At 59.3% G+C, this 889-nt stretch carries 1 pseudogene; it reads left to right on the forward strand.

Annotated elements, in window-relative coordinates:
- Positions 1-889: pseudogene (locus A3730_RS00105) on the forward strand (excinuclease ABC subunit B); the annotation flags it as partial.

Raw genomic sequence — 889 nt, forward strand, 5'->3', positions numbered from 1 at the left:
GCAGACCGGCCGGCCCACTATCATCATGGCGCCCAACAAGACGCTGGCGGCCCAGTTGTATGGGGAATTCCGGGAGTTCTTCCCGGAAAACGCGGTGGAGTACTTCGTTTCCTATTACGACTACTACCAGCCGGAAGCCTACGTGCCCAGTTCTGATACCTTCATTGAGAAGGATGCCTCGGTGAATGAGCAGATCGAGCAGATGCGGCTGTCGGCCACCAAGGCCATTCTGGAGCGCCCGGACACCATTATCGTGGCCACGGTTTCCGCCATTTACGGTCTGGGTGACCCGGCCAGTTACCACGCCATGGTGCTGCATCTGGTGCGGGGCGATCATATTGATCAGCGTGAGCTGCTGCGGCGTTTGGCAGAGCTGCAGTACACCCGCAACGAAATGGATTTCCGCCGTGCCACCTACCGGGTGCGCGGGGATGTGATCGATATCTTTCCGGCGGAAGAAGAAAAAGAGGCGGTACGTATCGAGTTGTTCGATGACGAAGTGGAGTCCATCAGCATCTTTGATCCGCTCACTGGCGAGGTAATCCGCCGCATCGGACGCACCACCATCTACCCCAAGAGCCATTACGTCACGCCCCGGGAAACGGTGCTCAAGGCGGTGGAGATGATCAAGGAAGAACTCACCGAGCGGTTGGCGGAGCTCAAGGAACAGAACAAGCTGGTGGAAGCCCAGCGGCTGGAGCAGCGCACCCGGTTCGATATCGAGATGCTGCAGGAGCTGGGTTACTGCAACGGGGTGGAAAACTATTCCCGGCTGTTCTCCGGTCGGGCACCGGGTGATGCCCCGCCGACTCTGTTTGACTACCTGCCGGAGAATGCGCTGCTGATTGCCGATGAGTCCCACGTGACCATCCCGCAGCTGGGCGCCATG

The organism is Alcanivorax sp. HI0044 (assembly GCF_001634945.1).